The sequence below is a fragment of the Pseudoroseomonas ludipueritiae genome, assembly GCF_014490445.1.
Classification (GTDB): domain Bacteria; phylum Pseudomonadota; class Alphaproteobacteria; order Acetobacterales; family Acetobacteraceae; genus Pseudoroseomonas; species Pseudoroseomonas ludipueritiae.
This window is the reverse complement of the sequence record NZ_JACTUZ010000031.1, coordinates 19146-37166: the sequence shown is the minus strand read 5'-3', so window position 1 is coordinate 37166 and position 18021 is coordinate 19146. Positions and strand designations below refer to the sequence as shown.

The 18021-nt window shown below is 71.0% G+C and carries 15 protein-coding genes; 4 read left to right on the top strand and 11 right to left on the bottom strand.

Going from position 1 to position 18021, the window contains the following annotated elements:
- The 9 genes from mutL to IBL25_RS09720 form a co-directional block, all read right to left on the bottom strand.
- On the bottom strand, window positions 1-1014 hold a 1014-nt coding region (gene mutL, locus IBL25_RS09760; RefSeq protein ID WP_187778360.1), incomplete at its 3' end, for a DNA mismatch repair endonuclease MutL.
- Between the two features lie 54 nt (window positions 1015-1068).
- Window positions 1069-2730 (bottom strand): glucose-6-phosphate isomerase, encoded by a 1662-nt coding sequence (gene pgi, locus IBL25_RS09755; RefSeq protein ID WP_187778359.1) that lies wholly within the window; start codon window positions 2728-2730, stop codon window positions 1069-1071.
- A gap of 120 nt (window positions 2731-2850) precedes the next feature.
- Window positions 2851-4116: a M16 family metallopeptidase gene (locus IBL25_RS09750; protein WP_187778358.1), complete on the bottom strand. Its 1266-nt coding sequence runs from the start codon at window positions 4114-4116 to the stop codon at window positions 2851-2853.
- Window positions 4113-5528: a M16 family metallopeptidase gene (locus IBL25_RS09745; RefSeq protein ID WP_187778357.1), complete on the bottom strand. Its 1416-nt coding sequence runs from the start codon at window positions 5526-5528 to the stop codon at window positions 4113-4115. Before IBL25_RS09745 ends, IBL25_RS09750 begins: the two co-directional genes overlap by 4 nt.
- 131 nt (window positions 5529-5659) lie before the next feature.
- Window positions 5660-6229 (bottom strand): DUF3035 domain-containing protein, encoded by a 570-nt coding sequence (locus IBL25_RS09740; RefSeq protein ID WP_187778356.1) that lies wholly within the window; start codon window positions 6227-6229, stop codon window positions 5660-5662.
- Window positions 6226-6723 (bottom strand): signal peptidase II, encoded by a 498-nt coding sequence (lspA, locus tag IBL25_RS09735; protein ID WP_187778355.1) that lies wholly within the window; start codon window positions 6721-6723, stop codon window positions 6226-6228. The genes IBL25_RS09740 and lspA overlap by 4 nt, the downstream gene beginning before the upstream one ends.
- Window positions 6720-9575, bottom strand: a complete 2856-nt coding sequence (gene ileS, locus IBL25_RS09730) for an isoleucine--tRNA ligase (protein ID WP_187778354.1) — start codon at window positions 9573-9575, stop codon at window positions 6720-6722. Before ileS ends, lspA begins: the two co-directional genes overlap by 4 nt.
- A gap of 185 nt (window positions 9576-9760) precedes the next feature.
- Window positions 9761-10684, bottom strand: a complete 924-nt coding sequence (locus IBL25_RS09725; protein WP_187778353.1) for a bifunctional riboflavin kinase/FAD synthetase — start codon at window positions 10682-10684, stop codon at window positions 9761-9763.
- Window positions 10681-11292 carry an LOG family protein gene (locus tag IBL25_RS09720; RefSeq protein ID WP_239419094.1) on the bottom strand — a complete coding sequence of 204 codons (612 nt, stop codon included), beginning with the start codon at window positions 11290-11292 and terminating at the stop codon, window positions 10681-10683. Before IBL25_RS09720 ends, IBL25_RS09725 begins: the two co-directional genes overlap by 4 nt.
- 121 nt (window positions 11293-11413) lie before the next feature.
- Between IBL25_RS09720 and IBL25_RS09715 the strand changes: the two genes are divergently transcribed.
- Window positions 11414-12562 carry a M20 family metallopeptidase gene (locus IBL25_RS09715; protein ID WP_187778352.1) on the top strand — a complete coding sequence of 383 codons (1149 nt, stop codon included), beginning with the start codon at window positions 11414-11416 and terminating at the stop codon, window positions 12560-12562.
- 58 nt (window positions 12563-12620) lie between these two features.
- Here the strand turns inward: IBL25_RS09715 and IBL25_RS09710 are convergent, their stop codons facing one another.
- Entirely contained in the window at window positions 12621-13730 is a 1110-nt protein-coding gene (locus tag IBL25_RS09710; RefSeq protein WP_187778351.1) for a M20/M25/M40 family metallo-hydrolase, read from the bottom strand.
- A 51-nt stretch (window positions 13731-13781) separates the two neighbouring features.
- Between IBL25_RS09710 and IBL25_RS09705 the strand changes: the two genes are divergently transcribed.
- From IBL25_RS09705 to IBL25_RS09695, 3 genes are read left to right on the top strand one after another with little or no spacing between them, the layout of a single operon-like run.
- On the top strand, window positions 13782-14906 hold the full coding sequence (locus IBL25_RS09705; RefSeq protein WP_187778350.1) for a threonine synthase: 1125 nt from the start codon (window positions 13782-13784) through the stop codon (window positions 14904-14906).
- On the top strand, window positions 14903-16420 hold the full coding sequence (locus IBL25_RS09700) for a M81 family metallopeptidase (RefSeq protein WP_187778349.1): 1518 nt from the start codon (window positions 14903-14905) through the stop codon (window positions 16418-16420). Before IBL25_RS09705 ends, IBL25_RS09700 begins: the two co-directional genes overlap by 4 nt.
- Window positions 16417-17529 (top strand): alanine racemase, encoded by a 1113-nt coding sequence (locus IBL25_RS09695; RefSeq protein WP_187778348.1) that lies wholly within the window; start codon window positions 16417-16419, stop codon window positions 17527-17529. The genes IBL25_RS09700 and IBL25_RS09695 overlap by 4 nt, the downstream gene beginning before the upstream one ends.
- Before the next feature lie 32 nt (window positions 17530-17561).
- Here IBL25_RS09695 and IBL25_RS09690 read toward each other — a convergent pair whose 3' ends face one another.
- Entirely contained in the window at window positions 17562-18011 is a 450-nt protein-coding gene (locus IBL25_RS09690) for a DUF5991 domain-containing protein (RefSeq protein WP_187778347.1), read from the bottom strand.
- Between the last annotated feature and the right edge of the window lie 10 nt (window positions 18012-18021).

Genomic DNA, 18021 nt, shown 5'->3' with positions numbered 1-18021 from the left:
CGGCGCGGCGGTGGCGGCGGGCGCGGTGCCGGCACCCACCGCCAGGGCGCGCCGCAGGGCCGAGATCAGCGCGCCGCGCACATTGCCGCCGTCGCGGAAGCGCAGCTCGGTCTTCATGGGATGGACATTCACATCCACCGCTTCCGGCGGCAGGTCCAGGAAGAGCGCGGCCACCGGGTGCCGCCCACTGGCGATCAGGTCCCGGTAAGCCACCCGCAGCGCCGCCCGCAGCAGCGGGTCCCGCACCGGGCGGCGGTTGACCACCAGATGCTGCTCCGCCCCCGTGGCGCGGGTATGGGTGGGCAGCGCCGCCACGCCCTCCAGCGCCAGGTCGTTCCAGAGGCCCTGCACCGGCACGGCCGCGCGGGCGAATTCCGGCCCCAGCAGCGCCGCCACCCGGCCAGGGCGGTCGCTGGCGGCGAGGTTCAGCACCTCCCGCCCCTCCACCTCGACACGGAAGGCCACCTCGGGCCAGGCCAGGGCCAGGCGCCGCACCGCCTCCACCGCATGGGCGGCCTCGGTGGGCGGGGTCTTCATGAACTTGCGGCGGGCGGGGGTGGCGAAGAACAGGTCCCGCACCTCGATGCGGGTGCCCGGGGCGCCGGAGGCAGGGGCCACCTCGCCCTTGCGCCCGGCCTCGACGCTGAGGCGATGCGCATCGCCGCCCGCCACGCGGCTGGTGATGGTCAAGCGCGAGACGGCGGCGATGGAGGGCAGCGCCTCCCCCCGGAAGCCCAGGGTCTGGATGGCGAAGAGGGTGGCCTCGTCCGGCAGCTTGGAGGTGGCGTGGCGCTCCACAGCCAGTTCCAGGTCGGCGGCGTTCATGCCGGCGCCGTCATCCTCCACCAGGATGCGCGCCAGGCCGCCGCCTTCCAGCGCCACGGAAACATGGCGGGCGCCGGCATCCAGCGCATTCTCCACCAGTTCCTTCACCGCCGCCGCCGGGCGCTCGACCACCTCGCCGGCGGCGATGCGGTCGGCGGTGCCAGGGGGCAGCAGGCGGATCACGTTCATGGCGCAACCGCTAGAGCAGATGAGGGCCGGGCGGCAATGCCCGGCCGCATGGGCTTAGAGGTCCAGCCCCTGCCAGGCACGCAACTGCTGGATCAGCCCGGTGGTGGAGGGATCATGCGGCCCCACCCGGCCTTCCGGCATCAACTCCGGCAGGATGGAGGTGGAAAGCTGCTTGCCCAGCTCCACGCCCCATTGGTCGAAGGCATCGATGTCCCAGAGAGCGCCAAGGCAGAAGACCTTGTGCTCATAGAGCGCCACAAGCTGGCCCAGCGTATGCGCATCCAGCCGCGGCAGCACCAGCGTGGTGCTGGGCCGGTCGCCGGGGAAGACACGGTGCGGCAGCAGGCGCTCGATCTCCTCCGGCGTCTTGCCGGCGGCGGCCATCTCGGCCCGCACGGCCTCGGCATCCCGGCCGCGCAGCAGCGCCTCGGCCTGCGCCAGGCCATTGGCCAGCAGCAGCCGGTGATTGGCGGCATAAGGATGGCTGGGATTGGCGATCAGCACGAAATCCGCCGGCACCGGCGTGGTGCCCTGGTGCAGCAACTGCATGAAGGAATGCTGCGCATTGGTGCCCGGCTCGCCGAAGAGCACCGGGCCGGTCAGGTGCCGCACCGGCTCGCCGCCGCGCGTGGTGCGCTTGCCCAGGCTTTCCATCTCCAGCTGCTGCAAATGCGCCGGGAAGCGGGAGAGGCGGTGGTCATAGGGCAGGATGGCATGGGTATCGAGCCCCAGGCCATTTACGTGCCAGACCGTGGTCAGGGCCAGCAGCAGCGGCAGGTTGCGCTCGGCCGGCGCGGTGAGGAAATGCTCGTCCATCGCCCGCGCGCCTTCCAGCAGGCGGGTGAAATCGTCCCAGCCGCAGCCCAGCGCGATGGAGAGCCCGATGGCCGACCAGAGCGAGAAGCGCCCGCCCACCCAGTCCTTGAAGCCGAAGACGCGGTCCGCCGGCACGCCGAATTCGGCGGTGGCCTTGTGGTTGGTGGAGAGCGCGACGAGGTGCTGGCGCATCCCCTCATTGCCCAGGGTCTGTTCCAGCCAGCCGCGCACCAGCCGGGCATTGGCCATGGTCTCGGCCGTGGTGAAGGTCTTGGAGGCGATCAGCACCAGGGTGCGCGCCGGGTCCAGCCGGGGGCGGATCAGTTCCCAGTTGTGCGCATCCGCATTGGCCAGATACAGCGGCCGCATGGGCGAGGCTTCGTGCCACAGCGCCCGCGCCGCCATGAAGGGCCCGAGGTCGGAGCCGCCGATGCCGATGTTGATGACATCGGTGAAGGGCTCGCCGGTGGCGCTGCGGATCTCGCCGCTATGCACCGCGCGGGTGAAGCGCTCCATGGCGGCCAGGGTGCTTTCCACCTCGCCGCCCACATCCTCATGCCCGCCATCCGGCTTGCGGGCGCGGAAGCCGGCGGCGCGGGGCGCGCGCAGCGCCATATGCAGCACGGCGCGGTTCTCGGTGTTGTTCACCAGCTCGCCCGCCGCCATGGCATCGCGCGCCGGCATCACCTCCATCGCCTCGGCCAGCCCCAGCAGGGCGCGCATGGCGTCGTCGTCGATGGCGGTCTTGGAGAGGTCCAGCAGGATGTCGCAGCCCTGCCAGTGGAACTTCTCGAAGCGGTCTGGCTGGCGTGAGAACAAGGAGCGGATAGCGGCTGCGCCAGGCCGCTGGGCCAGGGAAGTCAGTCGGTTCCAGGCTGCCTCGCGCGCGGTGGACGTCATCCAGGTTTCCTGCTCAGCCCGCCAGCTTCGCAAGGGCGGGGTCCTCATGCCGGCCGGCGAATCCGGCCGTGTTCCACTCCATGTAGCGAATTTGGCGGGCGCTTCACAGTCACGCCCGCGCTAAAGCCCCTCGGGCTGCCCCGCGATGGTGATGGAGAGCGCCTCCGGCACCAGCAGCCGCTTCGCCACCTGCGCCGCGCGCTCCCGCGTCACGGCGCGCAGGCGCTCGGGCCGCTTCTCCAGCCAGTCCAGCGGCCGGCCGTTGCGCCGCATGGCCAGCAGCGTGCCGGCGATGCGGCGGCTGTCGGTGAATTGCAGCGGCTGGCTGCCGGTGAGGAAGGAGACGGCATCGTCCATCTCCATCTGGGTCGGGCCGCTCTCGGCCATGCGGGCCCATTCGGCGCGCAGCACGCCCAGCGCCTCGCCCACCCGGGCATTGGCGGTGGCGGCGGAACCCACCAGCGCGCTGCCCTCGAAAAGGGAGTCGAGCCCGGCATAGATGCCATAGGTCAGCCCGCGCTCCTCGCGCAGCGCGTGCATCAGGCGGGACGAGAAGCCGCCGCCGGAAAAGACCCGCAGCAGCACCTGCGCCGCTTCCCAGTCCGGGTCCTGCACCGGGATGCCCTGCTGGCCGAAGATCAGCGTGGATTGCGAGGCCGCGACCGGCACCACCTGGGTGCCGAAGCCGGTGAAGGCGGGCAGGGCCGGCAGGGCCGGCGGCATGCCTTCCGGCAGGCTGCCGAAGAGCAAGGGCAGGAGGTCCGCAAGTTGCGCGGCGGTGATGGCGCCGCTGGCGGCCACCAGCAGCCCGCCACGATGGATCTGCCGCGCCATCAGCCCGCGCATGCCATCGACCGTGATGGCGGCGATGCTTTCGGCGGTGCCATTGGAAGGCCGCCCCGCCGGATGGCCGGGATAGGCCGCCGCCCAGAAGGCGCGGGAGGCACGGCCGCGCGGCCCTTCCAGCGCCTGCCGGGCACCCGCGATGGCGCGGGCGCGCACGCGGGCCACGGCCTCGTCGTCGAAGCGCGGCACGGTCATGGCCAAGCGGGCCAGTTCCACCGCACGCGGCAGGGCCGGCAGCAGGGCGCGCAGGCTGCCGTCGAAGCTGTCCCGGTCGGCATCGAAGCCGATGCCGATGGCCTCGTCCCGCGCCGCATCGGCGAAGGCGAGGGCGTCCATGGAACCGGCGCCCTCGGTCAGCAGGGAGGAGAGCAGGGAGGCCGCGCCTTCCTGCCCCTCGGGGTCCAGCGCGGCGCCGCCGTCCCAGCCCCAGGCAAGGGAGACGACGGGCACGGAATGGTCCTCGGCCAGCCAAGCGGTGAAGCCGCCGGCCTCGACCACCTGGATCGGCAGGGAAAAGCCCTGGGGCACGGTGTCGCTCATGCGCCGCCCACCCCTTCCGGCAGCAGCCAGCCGGTCATGCCGGGCCGGCCCAGCACGGCGCGGGCGGCGGCCTCCACCTGGCCGCGCGTCACGGCGCGGATGCGGGCGGGCCAGTATTCCACCAGGTCCAGCGGCAGGCCGGTGGCCAGGGCGCCGCCCAGGATGCGCGGCGCGGTGCCCAGGCTGTCCAGCGCCAGCAGGGCGCCGGCGGTGATCTGGCGCTTGGAACGCGCCACTTCCTCATCCGTCACGCCGCCATCGAGCAGGGAGGAGAGCACGGCCTCCAGCGCCGCCTCCAGCCGGGGCGGGGTGGTGGTGCGGGCGGGGGTGATCTGGATCTCGAAGCCGCCGATGCCCACCGAGTCGCCGTCGTAGCCGGCATGGGCGCCGACTGCGAGGCCGCTGCGGACCAGCGCCGTATGCAGGCGCGAGCCCTGGCCGCCGCCCAGCAGATGCGCCAGCACCTCCAGCGGATAGACATGCCGCTGGTCCAGCGGCGGCGCGGCATTGGAGAGCATGCTGGGCGCCACCCAGCCGCGCAGGAAGGCGGCTTCCTGCACCTGGGCGTCATGCCGCACCAGACGCGAATCGAGCGGCGTCGAGGGGGCGGGGGCGCGGCCGCGCGAGGGCGCGCCAAAGGCGGCGCCACGGCTGGCGACGCCGCCGTATTCCTGCTCCACCACCTTCGCCAACTCGTCGCGGGTCACGGCGCCTGCTACCACCAGCGTGGCATTGGCCGGGCTATAGCCACGGCCGAAGAATTCCGTCAGGTCGTCGCGGGTCAGGGCCGCGATCTCCTCCGACCAGCCGATCAGCGGCCGGCCGCGCCAATGCTGGCGGCCCCAGAAGGCAGCGTCATAGGCCTCGCGGAAGCGGCCGCGAGGGGTGCTTTCCACCCGCTGGCGCCGTTCCTCCAGCACCACCTGCCGCTCCGCCTCCAGCTCCGCCTGGGGGAAGAGGGGGGCGGCCATGCGGTCCGCCTCCATGTCGGCCACCAGCGGCAGGCGGGAAGCCTCAACATGCTGGTGGTAGGCGGTGACATCGCGGCTGGTGAAGGCATTGTCCTGGCCGCCTTCCTGCGCCACGCGGCGGGAAAAGGCGCCAGAGGCCACATGGGCGCTGCCCTTGAACATCATGTGTTCCAGGAAATGCGCCAGGCCGGACTTGCCGGCGGGGTCGTCGCCGCCGCCGATGCCATAGAAGACGTAATGCGCCACCACGGGCGCGCGGCGGTTCTCCACATGCACCACAGCCAGCCCGTTGGGCAGGTGCCAGGTGGCGGCGCCGAAGAGCGGCTTCTCATCAGCCGGGGGCGTGAAGGGCGCGGGCTGGGCTTCCGCCAGGGGCAGATGGCTGAGCGCGGGGAGGGCGGCTGCCGCGGCCAGGGCCGCGCGGCGGGTGATGGGGGCCATGTCGTCCTCCCATGTTGCGCTTTCCTCGCCGAACTCAAGCCCGGGCTCGCCATCCTCGGCCTGCGCGGAAGGGTCCGGCGAAAGGCCGGACCCGGATTCCGTCAGCGCCGCGCTGTGGTCCGGCGCGGCGATCAGAAGAGACCCTGGAAGAGGCCCTGGCGGCGCCGCTGGATGATGGCGGTCTCGCCCTGGTCCGGGTCACGGCCCAGCGCGGCATTCTCACGCAGGCGCTGCGCCTCCCGCTGCGGGTCCACCACGGTGCCCGGCTGCGGCGCGTCGCGCCAGAACATCAGCCGGTCCACCAGCGTGCGGTCCGGCTGCTCCAGCCGCAGGCTTTCCTCGTCCACCTGACGGCGGATGGCGCCGGGCACCGTGCCGCCGGCCTGAGCCAGCAGCGCGCTTTCGCCGGCGGAGGGCGCCATGGAGGCGGTGGCGGCATGGGCCGCGCCCGGGGCCAGGATGGCCTCGCCGGCGGCGCCGCCGGTCAGTTCCTGCGGCCGGGTGCTGCCGGGGCGGGGCACCGGCAGATTGCCCAGCGAGGGCGGCAGCGACAGCGGCGCGCGGGTGACGACGGAGAATTCATCCGGCGCGTCGCGCGTGAAGCCGAAGGTCCGCGCCGTGTCCTGACCGCATCCGGCCAGAAGTGGCAGCAGAAGCAGGGCGGCAGCGGCGGGAGCCGCGAGGCGGGAGGACTGCATCATGCCGCTTCCTTACCTGTCTGTTTTGGCCGGAACAAGGCATCGGCCATCAACGCGACGACACCCAGCACGATGCCGGCATCGGCCACGTTGAAGACATACCAGTGCCAGTCGAAGGCCCAGGTGTCGATGAAGTCCACCACGGCGCCGAAGCGCAGCCGGTCGATCACATTGCCCACCGCGCCGCCGATGACGGCGCCCAGCGCCACCACCGTCAGCCGGTTGTCGGCCCGCTGCAGCCAGCGGACCAGGAAGCCGACCACGGCCAGGGCCAGCAGCGCCAGCAGCAGCCGGTGCCAGGGGGCATCGCCCGCCAGCAGCCCGAAGGTGACGCCGCGGTTCCAAACCATGGCGAACTGCAGGCCGAAGCTGCCGAAATCGAGCAGCGGCAGCCGGCCGATCTCCGGCAGGCGCAGCCCTTCCAGGATCCACCACTTGGAGAGCTGGTCCACCACCAGCGTGGTGGCGGCGATGCCGAGGCCGGACTTCAGGCTCATGCCGGCTCGACCACCGCTTCGCAGCGCAGGCAGAGGCCAGGATGGGCGGCGGAGTGGCCCACCTCGGGCAGCACACGCCAGCAGCGCTCGCATTTCTCGCCGGAAGCGGGGGCGAAGCCCACGGCGACGCCGGGCACGCCTTCCACCGTGAAGGCATCCTCGGGCGCCGCCCCGGCCGTCAGTTGCAGGTCAGAGGTGATGCAAAGCTCGGCCCAGGTTCCGGCCGGCAGCAGGGCGAGATCGGCCTCGGGCAGGTGCAGGCTGGGCGCCGCCTGGAGGGAGGAGCCGATGGTGCCGGCGCCGCGCGCCTTTTCCAGCGCGCCGGTGACCACGCGGCGGATGTCGCGCACCCGCGCCCACTTGGCCGCCAGGGCCTCATCCGGCCACTCAGCCGGGATCTCGGGGAAGAGCTGGAGATGCACGCTCTCGCCCTCGCCCGGGAAGCGGGCCAGCCAGGCTTCCTCGGCCGTGAAGGGCATCACGGGCGCCAGCCAGGCCGTCAGGCAGCGGTGCAGCGCGGCCAGCACGGTGCGGGCGGCGCGGCGGCGCTGGCTGTCCAGCGCGTCGCAGTAGAGGCTGTCCTTGCGGATGTCGAAATAGAAGGCGGAGAGGTCCGTGGCACAGAAGGCATGGATCTCGGGATAGACGCCATTCCAGTCGTAATCCTTCACCGCCTTGCGGATGCGGAGGTCCAGCTCCGACAGGCGGTGCAGCACCCAGCGCTCCAGTTCCGGAAGCTGGTCATGCGGCAGGATTTCCTCGTCCCGGAAGCCGTCGAGGTTGCCCAGCAGCCAGCGCAGGGTGTTGCGCAGGCGACGATACAGCTCGGCCTGCTGCGTCAGGATGTTCTTGCCGATGCGCAGGTCATCGGCGGTATCCGAGTTCATCACCCAGAGGCGCAGGATGTCGGCGCCATACTGCTTGGTGACTTCCTGCGGGGCGGTGACATTGCCCAGCGACTTGGACATCTTCCGCCCGGTCTCGTCCAGCACGAAGCCGTGGGTCAGGATGGCCTTGAAGGGCGCGACGTCTCGCGTGCCGATGCTCTCGAGCAGCGAGGAATGGAACCAGCCGCGATGCTGGTCCGAGCCTTCCAGGTAGAGGTCCGCCGGGAAGGGCAGGTCCCGCTCGGGCGTGAGCGTGAAGGCATGGGTGGAGCCGGATTCGAACCAGACATCGACGATGTCCATGACCTGCTCGTAGTCATCCGGGTTCCGGTCATTGCCCAGGAAGCGCTGGGCGGCGCCGGGCTTGTACCAGGCATCGGCCCCTTCCTCCCGGAAGGCGCAGGTCACGCGCTCCATGATGGCGGGGTCGCGCAGCGGCTCGCCGGTGCGCTTGTCCACGAAGATGGCGATGGGCACGCCCCAGGCGCGCTGGCGGCTGATGCACCAGTCCGGGCGGCCCGCGACCATGGAACCGATGCGGTTGCGCCCCTGGTCCGGCACGAAATGGGTCTTGGCCAGCGCATCCAGCGCCTTGGCGCGGATCTGGTTGGCATCGTCCATGGCGATGAACCACTGCGGCGTGGCGCGGTAGATGACGGGCTTCTTGGAGCGCCAGCTATGCGGGTAGCTGTGCGTAATGAAACCCTTGCCGGAGAGCTTGCCCATCTCGGTCAGCGCGGCCCAGACGGGCTCATGCGCCTTGAAGACATGGATGCCGGTGAAGCCGGGCGCCTGCATCGTGTAGGTGCCGTCATCCGCCACCGCTTCCGTGACCGGCAGGCCATGGGCGCGGCCCAGGGCAAAATCGTCCTCGCCATGGGCGGGGGCGATATGGACCACGCCAGTGCCGGCCTCGGTGGTGACGAAGTCGCCGGCCAGCAACGGCACGTCGAAGCCATAGCCCGGCGCGCCGGCCTCCCAGCCGCGCAGCGGATGGGCGGCGATGGCGCCGGCCAGTTCCGTGCCCTTGAAGACGCGCTTGATCGTATGCGCGCCGATCCCGACCTCCTTGGCGAAGGCGGGCAGCAGCGCCAGGGCCACGATCAAGGTGCGGCCGGTGGTCAGGAGCGAACCTTCCTCCACCCCTTCCACATGCACCAGCGCGTAGTCGATCTCCTCGCCATAGGCGAGGCCGCGGTTGGCGGGGATGGTCCAGGGGGTGGTGGTCCAGATCACCACCTCGGCGCCCACCAGGTCCGGCGAGCCGGCCGAGAGGATCGGGAAGTTGGTGAAGAGAATGGCGGACTTGTGGTCCTGGTACTCGATCTCGGCCTCGGCAAGCGCGGTCTTTTCCACCGGGCTCCACATCACCGGGCGCAGGCCGCGATATAGGCTGCCGTTCAGCAGGAACTTGCCGATCTCATTGGCGATGGTCGCCTCGGAGGAGAAGTCCATCGTGGCATAAGGGTGGGCCCAGTCGCCGGCGACGCCGAGGCGCTTGAACTCCTCCCGCTGCACGTCCAGCCAATGGGCGGCATAGGCGCGGCACTCGGCGCGGAATTCCAGGACGGGGACGCTGTCCTTGTCCTTGCCCTTGGCGCGGTATTCCTCCTCGACCTTCCATTCGATCGGCAGGCCGTGGCAGTCCCAGCCCGGCACATAGCCGGCGTCATGTCCCGTCATCTGCGCCGCGCGGTTGATGACGTCCTTCAGGATCTTGTTCAGCGCGTGGCCGATATGCAGCGGCCCATTGGCATAGGGCGGGCCGTCATGCAGCACGAACTTGGGCCGGCCCTTCGAACGCTCCCGCAGCGCCTCCCACAGCCCCATCTCCTGCCAACGGGACAGCCAGCCGGGCTCGCGCTTCGGCAGGTCGCCCTTCATGGGGAAGGGGGTCTTGGGCAGGAAGACGGTGCCGCGATAGTCGCGGGCGGCGGGGGTCTCCGTGGAGGGAGCGTCGGTCATCGGTGCATCCATGCCGCCATGCGGCGGGCTTCAGGCAGGGGAGGAAAGCGCGGCGCGATAAAGGTCCCGGCCCTCGGGTCAGAGGACCGGGCGGCTAATTCGCAACCCTGCGGGATGAAGCGCGCGCGGCATGGCCGGGTTTTTGCGGCCCGGCGCGGCGGGGGTCAAGGGATGGCCGCCCGGCCTCAGGCGCCCAGCAGCTTCCGCGCCGCGGCGGCATCGGCGGCGATCTGCGCCGTCAGCTCCTCCAGGCCGGAGAATTTCTTCTCGGCGCGGAGGAAGCGGATCAGGCGCACGCCGACCTCCTGGCCATAAAGGTCCCCGGCGAAGTCGAAGAGATGCGCCTCCACCCGGCTCTCGGTGCCGCCGACGGTGGGGCGGGCGCCGATATTGGCGACCCCCGGCACCACCCGCCCATCCGGCAGCGCCACCTGCACGGCATAGACGCCCCGCGCCGGCTCCAGCTGCCGGCCGAGCGGCACATTGGCGGTGGGAAAGCCGATGGTCCGCCCGCGCTTGTCACCATGGCTGACGGGGCCGAAGATTTCCCAGGGGCGGCCCAGGCGGTGGGTGGCGCGCTCCGGATAGCCGTCCTGCAACAGCCGGCGGATGGCGGTGGAGGAGATGGGGCCGTCCTCATCCGTCACCGGCGGCACCACGGTCATGCCGATGCCGAGCGCCTCGGCCTCCCGCGCCAGCATGGCGACATCGCCGCCGCGCCGGTGACCGAAGGCGAAGTCATGGCCGCAGGAGAGGTGGCTGGCGCCCAGCGCGCCGTGCAGCACCTCCTGCACGAAGGCCTCGGCTGGCATGGCAGCGAAGGCCTCGTCGAAGCGGATGGCCAGCACGAAGGCGCAGCCCAGCGCCGAGAAGAGCGCCAGCTTGGCTGGCAGCAGCGTCAGCCGGAAGGGCGGGTCGTCGGGGCGGAAATGCTCGCGCGGATGCGGCTCGAAGGTCAGGACCGCGAGCGGCCGGTCGGGGCGGCCGGCATGGGCGGCGGCCAGCACGGCGCGGTGGCCGAGATGGACGCCGTCGAAGTTGCCCAGCGCCACCGTGGCGCCGCGCGCCGCCTCCGGCAGGCCGCGCCAGTCCTGGAACAGCGCGGTCATCGCTGCTGCGGGCTGGCCCAGCTCTTCACCTCGGGCGCCTCGAAGCGCGCCAGGGCGTCCAGCGCTTCCTCGGGGCTCGCCACGAAATCGGCGATGGGGCGCTGCTCCGGCTTCACGAAGCCCTCGGCCACCATGTGGTCCAGCAGCTCCGCCATGCGCTGCCAGTAGCCGTTGATGTCCAGGAAGATGATGCCCTTGTCGTGGATGCCGAGCTGCGTCCAGGTGAAGGCCTCCACCGCCTCCTCCAGGGTGCCGACGCCGCCGGGCATGACGATGAAGCCGTCCGAAAGGTCGGCCATCATCTTCTTGCGCTCATGCATGGTGCCGACGACGTGCAGCTGGGTGATGGCGCCATGGCCGACCTCGCGGCGCATCAGCACCTCGGGGATGATGCCGATCACCTCGGCGCCGGCCTTCATGGCGGAATCCGCCACGATTCCCATCAGCCCGACATGCCCGCCGCCATAGACCAGGCCGAGGCCGCGCGCCGCGATGGCCTCGCCCATGGCGCGGGCGGCCTCGGCGAAGGCGGGGTTCAGGCCGGGATTGGCGCCGCAGAAGACGCAGACGCGCTTGAGGCGGGGGGCGGGGGGGATGCTGTCGGTCACGGGCTCTCCCAGGGTGGAAGTCGAGGGGGTTCATGCTGGGCTTAGACCCGGCGCCCCGGATGGACAAGGCCGCGCGCCTGGGGCCACAAGGGCGGCGTCTTCAGGAAGGATTGAACACCCCATGCCCCAGACCCGCATCGGCACCAGCCAGGACCTGCTCCAGGAACTGCGCGGCTGGGTGGAGCACGAGACGCCCACCACCGACCCCGCCGCCATCAACAGCCTGCTGGACAAGGCCGAGGCCGAGCTGCGGGCCGTGGGCGCGGAGGTGGAGCGCATCCCCGGCCGCGACGGCTTCGGCGACCACCTGGTGGCGCGCACGCCGGCCAATGCGGCGCATGGCAACCGCAAGCCCGTGCTGGTGGCTGGCCACCTGGACACGGTCTGGGACCACGGCACCCTGGCCAAGACCATCCCCTTCCGCGTGGAAGGCGAGAAGGCCTATGGCCCCGGCATCTATGACATGAAGTCCGGCAGCTTCGCCGCCTTCCATTCGCTGCGGGAGATCCTGCGGCAGAAGGTCGCGACGCGCAGCCCCATCACGCTGCTGCTGACCTCGGACGAGGAAGTGGGCAGCCCGTCGAGCCGCGCGCTGATCGAGGCGGAGGCGGCCAAGGCCTGCGCCGTGCTGATCCCCGAGCCCGCCGGCAATCCGGGCAAGGCCTGCGTCACCGCCCGCAAGGGCGTCGGGCGCTTCGTGGTGCGGGTGCAGGGGCAGAGCGCCCATGCCGGTGGCAACTGGGAGGAAGGCAGCAGCGCCGTGGTGACGCTGGCGCGCCTGATCACGCAGATCCATGCGCTGGTGGACCTGCCGGGCGGCACCACCACCAATTGCGCGCCGGTCTGGGGCGGCACCCGGCCCAACGTGATCGCGGCCGAGGCGGGCTGCGAGGTGGATTTCCGCGTCTCCTCCATCGTCAAGGGCGCGGCGCTGGTGGATGCGGTGATGGCCATGGCCGGGCCGCAGCCGGAGGGGACCACCGTCACCATCACCGGCGGCCTCAACCGCCCGCCAATGGAGGAAAGCCCCGCCATCCTGGCGCTCTACGAGCAGGCCCGCGCCATCGCCGCCGGCCAGGGCTACGACCTGCCGAAGCAGCATCGCGGCGGTGGCTCGGACGGCAACTTCACCGCCGCCATGGGCATCCCGACCCTGGACGGGCTTGGCTGCTCCGGCGCGGGCGCGCATGCGGAATTCGAGCATATCCTGTGGGAAGAGCTGGCCCCCCGCACCGCGACGCTCTGCGAGTTGCTCGAAACTCTGGAATAAGGCCCTGACCCGGCCGGGAGCCGCCCGCGAAGGCAGGCGGCCCCCGGCCGGCGGGGCTTCACCCCCGCATGATCTGCTGGAAGACCGGCACCGCCGCCGCCAGCCATTCCACCCGCGCGCGTTCCTTCGGGCTGTGGGCGGTGTCCATCACCTCCGGCCCCAGAATGGCGCAGGGGGCGATCTCCTGCAGTTCGCTGGCATCGGTGCCGAAGGGGCGCGTTTCCGCGCTGTGGCCGGTCGCCGCCTCCACCGCGCGGATGAAGGGGTGGTCCGCCGGGGTCTCGGGCGGCGGGCCCTGGCGCACCACAGTCAGGGCCACGCCCGCGCGCTCCGCCGCCGCCTGCACCGCCGCCACGACCGGGCTGGGGTCGATCCGCTTGCTGTAGCGGAACTTGATGCGTGCTGTGGCCACCGGCACCGTCACGTTCACCGCCGCGCCGTGATTGTCCAGGATCAGGTTGAAGTCGGAGAAGGGCGGCGAGTAGGCATCGTCGTGCAAGGAGGCGTCGTCCCGCAGGCGCTGCTGGATCTCCCGCATCTCGGCCAGGAAGGGGATCAGCGCCCAGTTGGCGTTGCGCCCGATGCCCAGCGAGGAATGCGCCTGCACCCCTTCCGCCACCGCGATGAAGTCGATGTTGCTGCGGTGGCCGCGCACCGGCACCATCCCGGTCGGCTCGGCCACGATGATGCCGCGCGGCGCCGCCCGGCGGGCCAGGGCGGAGCGGTCCGCGATCAGCCGCGCGCCCTGCTTGGTGGTTTCCTCATCGGTGGTGATCAGCAGCGTGGCGGGCAGATGCGCCGGCAGGCCGCGGGCGGCGATGATGCAGGCGGCCAACGGCCCCTTCATGTCGGCGGCGCCCAGGCCATGCAGCACGCCGTCGGCGTCGATGCGGCCGGAGAAGGGGTCATCCGCCCAGCCGGTATCGGGCACCGTGTCCATGTGGCCGGAAAGCGCCACGCCGCCCGGCGGGCCGCGATGGGCCACCAGCACGCATTTGGCGACGCCGCGCGGGTCGGTGAAATCCAGCCGCTCCAGCTCGAAGCCTTCCAGCTCGGCCGCGATGCGGTCGGCCAGGGGGTTGTTGGAGACGAAGCTGCGGCTGTCGATCCGGACAAGGTCGGCAGCAAGGCGGGCCACCGCGGCGGCCGGCGAATCGATATGGGACATGGCGCACTACACCTTGCGGGGCGCGCAAGAGCAAGCCACGGTGATATCTCCATGACCACTCCTGCCTATCTCGACCCCCGCACCGGCCAGACCTGGCCTCTCGCAACCCCGCGCTGGTGCGGCCCGGATGGGCAGCCCCTGCTGCTGACCGACCTGCCCGGCATAGGGCGGGAGGATATCGTGCAGGGGGAGCGCTCGCTCTGGCGCTACCGCGCCGCGCTGCCCTTCCTGCCCGAGGCGCCGATCAGCCTGGGGGAGGGCTGCACGCCGCTGGTCTCCAGTCATTGGGCCGGGGCGCCGGTGCATTTCAAATGCGAGTGGTTCATGCCCAGCGGCTCCTTCAAGGACAGGGGGGCCTCGGTCATGCTCTCCCTGCTGCGGGCGCAGGGGATCGAGCATGTGCTGGAGGATTCCTCGGGCAATGGCGGCGCCGCCATCGCCACCTATGCCGCCGCCGGCGGGATGCGAGCAAAAATCCTGGTGCCGGATTCCACCAGCCCGGCCAAGACGGTGCAGTCCCGCGCGGCGGGGGCACAAATAGAACTGATCCCCGGCAGCCGGCAGGATTGCGCCGATGCGGCCCTGGCCCAGGCCGGGCGCATCTTCTATGCCAGCCACAACTGGCACCCCTTCTTCCTGCATGGCACCAAGACTCTGGCCTATGAACTGTGGGAAGACCTGGGCTTCCGCGCGCCGGACAATGTCATCGTGCCCTGCGGCGCCGGTTCCAACGTGCTGGGCTGCGGCATCGGCTTCGGCGAATTGCTGCGGGCGGGGCAGATTTCCCGCATGCCGCGCATCTTCGCGGCGCAGCCGGCAAATTGCGGCCCCGTGGCCCGCGCCTTCCTGAACCAGCCGCCGGAGGCTGTGCGCCCCACCATCGCGGAAGGCACCGCCATCGCCCAGCCGATCCGCACACCAGAACTGCTGCATGTGCTGCACGAAAGCCGCGGCGGCGCCGTGCTGCTGGAGGAAGGGGAGATCGCCGAGGCCACGCGCGGCTTGGCGCGGCAGGGCTTCTATGTGGAGCCGACCTGTGCCCAGGCGGCGGCGGCCTTCAGCCATCTGCTGGCCGCCGGCACCATCCGCGAGAGTGAGACCACCGTGCTGGTGCTGACCGGCACGGGCCTGAAATCCACCCAGCGCCATGCGGAACTGATGGGCATGAAGCTGTGAGCGCCGCCGCCGGCCCCCGCGTCGCGCTGCTCGGCTTCTCCATCGAGTGCAACCGCTTCGCGCCGGCGGCGGGGCGGGCGGATTTCCGCGTCTGGCTGGAAGGCGATGCCATCCTGGCCGATGCCCGCGCCCGCGCCCCCAGCGCGCTGGGAGAAATGCCCGGCTTCGTGCGGGCCATGGACAAGGCCGGCCCCTGGCAGCCCCGCCCGGTGCTGCTGACCATGGCCGAGCCCAATGGGCCGGTGGAACAGCCGGTCTTCGCCGAGATGATGGCGATCTGGCGCCGGGGCCTGGAAGCCCTGCGCGGGCAGGTGGATGGCGTCTATTGCGTGCTGCACGGCGCCGGCCTCACCACGGAGTTGGACGACCCCGAGGGCAGTTTGCAGGCCCTGGTGCGCGAGGTGCTGGGGCAGGGCGTGCCCCTGGCCTGCTCCTATGACCTGCATGCCAATGTCTCGGACGGCATGGTGCGGGATTGCGATGCCTTTGTCGGCTACCGCACCAACCCGCACCTGGACATGCGGGAGCGCGGCGCGGAATGCGCGACCCTCTTGCGCCGCCTGATGGCGGGGGAGCGCTTCCACCGCGCCTTCCGCCGCCTGCCCATCGTGGCACCCACCGTCAGCCAGCTCACCTCGGAAGGCCCCTATGCCGAGGTGATCAATCTCGGCCAGGCGCAGGCCAATGCGCTGGGGCCGAAGAAGATCGCCAATGTATCGGTCATGGGGGGCTTTGCTTATGGCGACACCCCCTTCAACGGCTTCGCCATCATCGTCACCGGGCCGGACCGCGCCGCCTGCGAGGCCCTGGCCGATGAACTCGCCAAAGCCGCCTGGGAACGCCGCGCGCGCTTCGTGGCGAAGCTGACCTCGCTGCGGGAAGCGGTGGAGCGGGCGCTGACCAGCGAGGTGCCGCTCTGCTTCGCCGATGTCGCCGATAATCCCGGCGGCGGCGGGCGCGGCAATACCATGTATATCCTGGAAGCCTTCCATAAGGCGGGCGTGCAGGACGCCATCTTCGGCATCATCCACGACCCCGCGCTGGCGGCGGAAGCGCATGCGCTGGGCGGCGGCGCCAAATTCACCGCGCGTTTCAACCGCGATATGCCCGGCGGCTTCAGCAAGCCCTTCACCGCAGAGGCGCGGGTGGAGGTACTGTCGGATGGCAAGGTCACAGGCCGGCGCGGCATCTTCGCCAATACTGCCATCGACCTCGGCCCCACGGCGGCGCTGCGCATCGGCGGCATCGTGGTGGTGGTGGTCAGCCGCCGCACGCAATGCGCCGACCCGGCATTCCTGGAGCATCTGGGCCTCGATATCGGTGCGGCGAGGGTGGTGGTGGTGAAGTCGCGTGGGCATTTCCGCGGCGGCTTCGATGAATTCTTCTCGGCCCAGCGCATCGTGGAAGTCGATGTGCCTGGCCTGACCTCCCCCGTGCTGGACCGCTTCGAATGGAAGAAGCTGCCGCGTCCCGTGCTGCCGCTGGACCCCGAGACCCGCTGGACCCCCCGATGACCACGCTCGACGACCTGCCCACCCCCTCCCTGGTGCTGGACCTTGGCATCCTTCGCGCCAATCTCGCCGGCATGGCGGCAGCGGTGGCGCGCCACCCCGGCGTGCGGCTGCGCCCGCATATGAAGACAGCCAAGAGCCTGGATGTCGCGGCGCTGGCGGCGCCGGACCATGGCCCCATCACCGTCTCCACCCTGGCCGAGGCGCGGTATTTCTTCGATGGCGGCTACAAGGACCAGATCTATGCCGTGGGCATCGCCCCCGCCAAGCTGGATGCCGTGGCGGCGCTGAACGCCCAGGGCGCGGAGATCAAGGTAATCGTGGACGATGCGGAGGCCGCCGCCGCCATCGCCGCCCATCCCGGTCCGCTCTCCGCGCTGGTGGAAGTGGATGTGGGGGAGGGGCGCGGTGGCGTGGCGCCGGAGTCCGGGGCGCTGCTGGCGCTGGCCGCTACCCTGGGCGCTCGCCTCGCCGGCGTGCTGACCCATGCCGGCCATTCCTATGCCGGCCGCTCCGATGAGGAGATGGCCCGCATCGCGGAGGTTGAGCGTGCCGGCGTGGTGCGCGCGGCGGAGCGGCTGCGCGAGGCGGGGCACAAGGTCGGCATCGTTTCGCTGGGCTCTTCCCCCACCGCGCTTCATGGCGCCAGCATGGAGGGCATCACCGAAGTCCGTGCCGGCGTCTATATGTTCGGCGACCTCTTCCAGATGCAGATCGGCACGCATGCGCCGGAGGCCATCGCGCTGACGGTGCTGGCCAGCGTCATCGGCCGCAAGCCGGAGCGTGAGGCCGTGCTGCTGGATTCCGGTGCCCTGGCGCTCTCCAAGGACCGCAGCACCCAGGCGGCGCCGAAGGATTACGGCTTCGGCCTGATGCTGGACCTCGATGGCCGGGCAAGCTTCGGGGAAGCGCTGGTGGTGCGCACGCATCAGGAGCATGGCGAGGTGAAGCGGCAGGATGGCGGGCTGGATCTCGCCCGCCTGCCGGCGGGTGCCCGCGTGCGGGTGGCGCCTAACCATGCCTGCCTGACGGCGGCCGCCTATGACCGCTACCATGTCGTCGATGGCGGGCGGGAAGTCGTGGCCATCTGGGACCGCGTGAACGGCTGGTAGGCCGGCGGCGACCTTCCGGCGCCCTGGACTGGTCAGGCCTTGCGGAAGCGCAGGGCCGGGGGAGTCCGGCGTTCCTCCGGGTTCAGGGCCTGCCATTCCGTCACGGGCGGCGCTGTGCCCTGGCGCCGCAGCCGGAACAGGTCCTGGCCCGGGCGGTAGACGGCGGTGCCGTATTTATTGGCCAGCTTGCCATCGGCATAGGAACGGAAGCGGACCCAGAGGTTCTCGCCATTGGTGGCGACCTCACACAGGATGTGCTCGTCATTCTGGAAGCCGGTGATGTTTAGGGCGCAATCGGTCGGGCCACGGCCGATGCGGAGGTCATAGGTCACGGCGATGCCGCTGCCGCCGGCGGTGCGCCCGCCATCCCATTCGTAGCGGTAGTTCCCCGCCCAGGGGCGTTGCGCCGGGTTCTGGGCCAAGGCGGGCGACGCCACCGCCAGCATCGCCGCGCCGGCGATCCAAGCCATCCGCAGGACCATGCCTGAAGCT

Coding starts and splice junctions, on each gene's coding strand:
- pgi (WP_187778359.1), bottom strand. CDS start 2,730: ATGACGTCCACCGCGCGCGAGGCAGCCTGGAACCGACTGACTTCCCTG.
- IBL25_RS09750 (WP_187778358.1), bottom strand. CDS start 4,116: ATGAGCGACACCGTGCCCCAGGGCTTTTCCCTGCCGATCCAGGTGGTC.
- IBL25_RS09745 (WP_187778357.1), bottom strand. CDS start 5,528: ATGGCCCCCATCACCCGCCGCGCGGCCCTGGCCGCGGCAGCCGCCCTC.
- IBL25_RS09740 (WP_187778356.1), bottom strand. CDS start 6,229: ATGATGCAGTCCTCCCGCCTCGCGGCTCCCGCCGCTGCCGCCCTGCTT.
- lspA (WP_187778355.1), bottom strand. CDS start 6,723: ATGAGCCTGAAGTCCGGCCTCGGCATCGCCGCCACCACGCTGGTGGTG.
- ileS (WP_187778354.1), bottom strand. CDS start 9,575: ATGACCGACGCTCCCTCCACGGAGACCCCCGCCGCCCGCGACTATCGC.
- IBL25_RS09725 (WP_187778353.1), bottom strand. CDS start 10,684: ATGACCGCGCTGTTCCAGGACTGGCGCGGCCTGCCGGAGGCGGCGCGC.
- IBL25_RS09715 (WP_187778352.1), top strand. CDS start 11,414: ATGCCCCAGACCCGCATCGGCACCAGCCAGGACCTGCTCCAGGAACTG.
- IBL25_RS09710 (WP_187778351.1), bottom strand. CDS start 13,730: ATGTCCCATATCGATTCGCCGGCCGCCGCGGTGGCCCGCCTTGCTGCC.
- IBL25_RS09705 (WP_187778350.1), top strand. CDS start 13,782: ATGACCACTCCTGCCTATCTCGACCCCCGCACCGGCCAGACCTGGCCT.
- IBL25_RS09695 (WP_187778348.1), top strand. CDS start 16,417: ATGACCACGCTCGACGACCTGCCCACCCCCTCCCTGGTGCTGGACCTT.
- IBL25_RS09690 (WP_187778347.1), bottom strand. CDS start 18,011: ATGGTCCTGCGGATGGCTTGGATCGCCGGCGCGGCGATGCTGGCGGTG.